Origin of the sequence: Mycobacterium kyorinense (genome assembly GCF_001672775.1) — a bacterium.
Taxonomy (GTDB): Bacteria; Actinomycetota; Actinomycetes; order Mycobacteriales; family Mycobacteriaceae; genus Mycobacterium; species Mycobacterium kyorinense_A.
The window spans coordinates 1-5,415 of record NZ_LZKJ01000107.1 but is presented as its reverse complement, the minus strand read 5'-3'; the positions used below and the strand labels follow the sequence as shown (position 1 = coordinate 5,415).

General features: G+C 59.4%; 2 protein-coding genes and 1 pseudogene. 1 reads left to right on the top strand and 2 read right to left on the bottom strand.

The genetic code is table 11. From position 1 onward, the window contains the following. A partial coding sequence (locus tag A5707_RS11150) for an SIR2 family NAD-dependent protein deacylase (protein WP_156657796.1) occupies positions 1–2,203 on the bottom strand: 2,203 nt, incomplete at its 3' end. A 1,020-nt stretch (positions 2,204–3,223) separates the two neighbouring features. Between A5707_RS11150 and dcm the strand changes: the two genes are divergently transcribed. Continuing rightward, entirely contained in the window at positions 3,224–5,239 is a 2,016-nt protein-coding gene (gene dcm / locus A5707_RS11140; protein ID WP_065014539.1) for a DNA cytosine methyltransferase, read from the top strand. On the opposite strand, the pseudogene A5707_RS24460 reads toward dcm, so the two are convergent. Beyond that, a pseudogene (locus tag A5707_RS24460) lies at positions 5,236–5,415 on the bottom strand (ATP-binding protein); the annotation flags it as partial. The gene dcm and the pseudogene A5707_RS24460 overlap by 4 nt on opposite strands.

Here is a 5,415-nt window from a genome sequence, read left to right as displayed (position 1 = left end):
CGTTGCCGCCGCCGAACCACCAGAGGCATTTGTCGAAAGCACGAAGCGGCGAACGCGGCTCCAGCGAGCCCACCCATGCCGGGTTCGCGGCAGTGACGGTTCGCGCGGCCGCGAACAACTCCCGCGCAATCCGCGCGTAAGCCTCGGGATGATCCCATCTTTCTGGGATACCGAGGCTAGACCGGACAAAACTGTCGTATACAGGGATTCGCCATGGCAGAAGCCAGTGCAGCACTTTGGAGGCGAGCGAATACTCTCGCCGCTGAACGCCCATTGCCATGCTCTGGCGGACGAGGGTTGCGACCTGGTTGGTTGCGTATTCTTCGCCGCCCAGTTGCGGGGTGTCGGTTGGCTCGAGCAGTTCGGGTGACCAGTCCAGGGTGAGGAGAGCCCTCGCCATGGCGGACTTAGTTTCGGTGCGAACGCCTTGCACGCCCCACCAGCTTTTGATTGTCCAAACGAGTTCCTCGAGGACTCGTGCATCATCGTTGTTAAGCAGTGCAGCGCGGCAGTGCGTCGAGAGACACCACAGCACTCTTTCCATCTCCCCATAGCGAGAGTTGAAACTGTGCACGGCCTCGGCTAGCTCGTGCTCGGACGCTTCGTTCAGTCGTACTTCCCGTCTTCGCACCAACCGGTTGGGGCGTTCACCAGGAGTCGCTCCAAATTCTCTGAGCGCCTTGCTCACTACATGAGCGGTGGGGTGATCCGATCCCGCGACGACCCTCTCAAGCTTGCGAAGACTTGTGGCGATTTGCTGCTCCTCGTCGCTGAGCAACCCGTCGAACGACGGCTCGAGAAGGTAGGCGTGCCGCGGGGTTGCCAGGTACGCCACCCTGTCAAGGAATATTTGCAGTCGCCGCGCAGCGATTGCCGGCGGCCCGTTACCAATGTTCACGACGTTGAACAGGTCTCCCCATAAGCGGCCCCATGCGGATTCTTCGATCGTTAGGACGGTTCCTAATTGTTTGGGTTCGGTGGCTCTGGGCTCGAGAGCGGTGCGTATTTCGTCGGCGAGTTCGTGGAAGTCTTCGTCGTTGAGTGAGTAACCAACGAATAGGAGGTGTTTGGTGACCAGCAGCGCTTGCACGATCCCGTAGAGCGCGCCTCGTTGGTGTCGGAGCCGCATGTAATCCGAGCGAGTCAAGACGATGTCATTGGCGGCGCTGTGGTGAAGAGACCCATGCAGCTTCAAAAGCCAAGGCCGTTTCTGCTGCACCTGTCCGTAAGGTAAAACCGTGATGGCTTCTTCCACTGTCCGGCCGTCGTAGGCGGAGGCTCGTTCAAAAAGGTTGTCGTAGTTAGTGGTTACTACCTGCTGAGCGCCCAAGGAGGCGAGCAGCGCGTGGGTCAGCCCAATGTGTAGATCACTACGGCCTAGCTCCTCCTCGAGCTTCGACAGCAATAACGGGCGGCCGAGGTCATTCTCAATAAGAGTGGCATAGTCACGAGGGTCCAGTGATGAAAGGCTTTGTCGTTCGGGACCGGATAGGTCATTTAGCCGGGATTCTGACAGCCGCTCCAGCAACTGACGCCAGTCGGGAAGGTTTACATCGCGGCTAGCACCGGCACCGATGAACAGCACCAGGCCTTCCGCTTGGGACTCAGCCGCCAGGTTCTCAGCCAGCTCGTGCTCTTCGGTAGTTAGCGGCCACTGCTGCACTGCACGCGCTGCCTGCACCGCCGACCATGCGAGAGCATCGTAGGTGCACAAAACGAAGTCGACATGAGCCTCGGCCGCCACGCGGTCGAGTTTTTCGAGCAACGGCCGAAGCGTGTGCCCTTTGACTCCACGCAGGCCTCCCTGGCCTGTCCCGATCAGTGGAAGCGCCAGTCGCGGCGGCTGATCTGATTGGCTTCGAGCAAGGTGCGCGACGGAGACGCCGACGAACTCGTCGATCAGCGGCAAGAGTTGATCAATTCGGGCGGCGATTCCTTCGGGCCCTGACGTTGGGGTCGTATAAACATTGCCTAGGACGATTAGCGGGATAGCGTTGTGTTTATAGGCGATCGCTCGGCGGCCGCCCCAGCTGTACCCGGTAAGGCGAGGCGACTTAACCTCAAGGCCTTCTCGAGCCCACGGCTCTATATTGAAGCCGCCGTCGGTTGGGCAAAGCCACGCATCGCACATGATCGTTCTGATGTCCGCCTTGACGACAAATACGTGCCCGCGAATTGTGATGCTTTTTGTTTGCGCGGCCATGTTTGGTACCCCCAGGTGCGTCAGTCAGTAATGTTAGAAAGTACCTGAAGAAAGTTAGTCGATCGCCCGTCCAACAACTCGACGCCGCCGTTCCTGCGACGGAAGTCCGTCATCGGCGTTTGGCGAGCCTCATCCTCAGCTAGGCGATCTGGTCGTGAAGCAGTGTCGCGCCTCCGCCGTGCGCCATCCCCATCGCGGCCCGTGTCACTACTGAGTCCTCCGCGCCGCTGTCGCTGAGTGAGAAGTTCGGCGTAAGCATTTGGCACCCGATGCTGGGGCGTTCTTCGGCTTTTGCGGACCGACTACTTGTCAGCCCTGGCCAGATTCAGCGGAAGGCCGGGCAGGGATGTCGCATCGGCGCCCCGAATCTGAGCAAAGCTCTAACGCAACTGGTTTGCGGATTTTCTCGCCCGAATGCGGTTATGGTTTCCAAGGGTCAGTGGCTGGATCTAGAAACGCTCGAGCGATGATCGTGAGTAGCTCTCCCACTGCTCGCCGATCGAATTGCATGATCTGGGAAGTGCTGCCGTCTTTAGCGTATGTCTCCAACTGCAGGATCCGACCGCCGGTCGGCTTCTCATCATAGAACCATCCACACTTATGTTCGGCCTGGAAGCGAGCATTGCGATCGCCGCGGTACTCAAACGAAGTGATCAGTGACATGCGCCTCCTTGATCTTGCTCGCTCGCCAATAATGCATTCTTTGACTGGTCTGGCAGATGTACTGGCGGTTACCCGACGAACGCTTGATTTAAAACTGGACGTCATCTGCCTGGAAAAGGTGAGTCGACACCTGCGCAATCTGCTCCACAGCCGAGGCTTGCGGGCTCACCCGCGGCGCGCTTGTGATGTGCGTTGATGGCCATCAGGCAGGCATCGGTTCAGTTGCCGCGAAGCGGGCGGCGCGACGCGCGCGCCGATCCTTGTGTCGACTGGGGAAAGTAGACCTAGGCACTCAATCCCGAACCAAACGCGGGACGATCACCGCGCGGTGTCAGGCCTGCCGGCTATCGTTACGCTGTGCCGTCGTCACCATCAGAAGTCTCGAAGAAGCATGGTGGGTACGGTGTGCGTCTTGTTCGAGGGCCGTTCCTCAACCTTTCGCCGCACCCCGACCACATCAACGACGTCGACTCCTTCCTGGCATACGTGCGAGCCGTTCGGAAAAAAACTAAAGCTCCTCTGGCTGCAGATTTCTTTAGCGGGGCAGGAGGGCTGAGTCTCGGGTTGGAGAAGGCCGGTTTCAAGGTTGTACTGGGCGCGGACCACGAACCGTTCGCCAACCGGACTCATGCTCACCATTTCGGTGGTCTATCCGTCGACTGGGATCTTTCGGATCCGGCAATCGTTGCCAAGTTGGGCGACCTTCTCAACGACGCACAAATTGATCTAGTCGCCGGTGGTCCGCCGTGTCAGCCATTTTCGAGGGCAGGCCGTTCTATGCTTCGGTACCGGGTTCAGCGACGCCTGCGCGACCCACACGACGAACGTCGAGACTTATGGCGATCCTTCCTCGAGATCGTCGACCGAGCTCGGCCCAAGGCAGTGCTGATGGAAAACGTTCCGGACATGGCTCTCGACCGTGAGATGTTCATCCTCCGCAGCATGGTTGAAGAGCTCGAGCAAATGGGTTACTCGGTCGAAGAACGCGTGGTCGACACATGGCGCTACGGGGTGCCCCAGTTTCGCCAGCGCCTGATATTGGTCGCTCTGAGTGACAATACCGAGTTCAGATGGCCGGCGGAGACTTCGGAGCCGGTCAGCGTATGGAACGCAATCGGGGATCTTCCGGAAGTAGAGGGCGGATGGCGTCCGGAGGGCGGCGAGCACGGCTGGGCGGAGTACGCAGGGCCGATCACGCAGTTCCAACGCGAGATGCGCAACGGGGTCGCATTTGAGGATGCACACAAGGTGTTCGATCACATCACCCGGCCCGTCCGAGATGACGATCGCGAAGCGTTCGAGTCGATGACGCATGCATCGAAATACACCGACCTAAAAAAGGAGCACCAGCGCTATCGCGGTGACATCTTCGATGACAAATACAACAGGTTGAACGAGAACGACTTGTCACGGACGATTACTGCGCACATCGCCAAGGATGGTTACTGGTACATCCACCCGCGACAGAGCCGCACACTGACTGTGCGTGAGGCAGCTCGATTACAGACGTTCCCTGACGACTTCAGGTTTGACGGGCCACCGTCCGCGGCCTTCCGCCAGATCGGAAATGCTGTTCCACCAAGGCTCGGTTTCGTGGTAGGACTCGCTATCCGCGAATCGTTGGACGAGCCTCGAGACGCGGGCCCCTCCACCCGTGAGACCGCCCAGACGCTGGCCGAGTGGATGAACAAATCGCAACATGTCCGTGCGCTTCCTTGGCTGCAGTGGGTTCGCAACCGACCGCCGTCACGGTGGCTGGTCATCAGCGCAGAGGAATTGCTCGACCGAGCGCCTGCGTCACTGGTGCGAAGAGCTTGGAAGCTGTTGCAGGAGAACGACAAACCCTGGGCATTGCCTTCAGCCAAGCACCGGGAGTTCGAAGAACATCTTCGATTCATTGTCGAGAACACCGGACGCGAACAGAGAGCTGAAAAAATTCTGACGCTGCGAGATCGGGTGGCAAACGGACCGCAGATGTTGGAGGGCTCAGCTGACGAACTACGTGCGGGGATCAGTCTGTCTGAGTCCATCGCGGACCTAGCGGTGCTGGTCGCACCGATCGAATCACGGCCCGTGACCGATGCGGGACCGGAGGAGCCGGTCCTTGTGACGAAAGGTGTGCTGCGCGTTGCCAGTCGATTCCAATCCAACGATGCCGACCGCAAGAACCGGCTGACCGATGGCAGACTTGCCGTGGCTCGCATGGTCGGCTTTGGCGACTACTCCCGCGCCGCGCACCTTGGCCTCATCGAACTCGCCAATAGTTGGTGTAGGCCTGTCAACCCAGAGTGCCCTGAGTGCCCGCTGCGGACAAACTGCGCGGAGGGAAAACGGGAGATGGGATCGACCCCTTCGCTCTTCGGACCTGATTAGAGGCCTAGGGCCTTCGCGATCTTCGGTTCAGTTCTGCGAAGTTCGGCCATGATCTTCTTGAAAGCGTTGACCTCCCCGACATCGAGAGCCGCACCCTTCAGAGCAAGCCCAACATCTAGGCCTGCCGGGAAGTTGTCGGTTATGTGACGATCACGTTCGCCCTTCGACTTGGACGA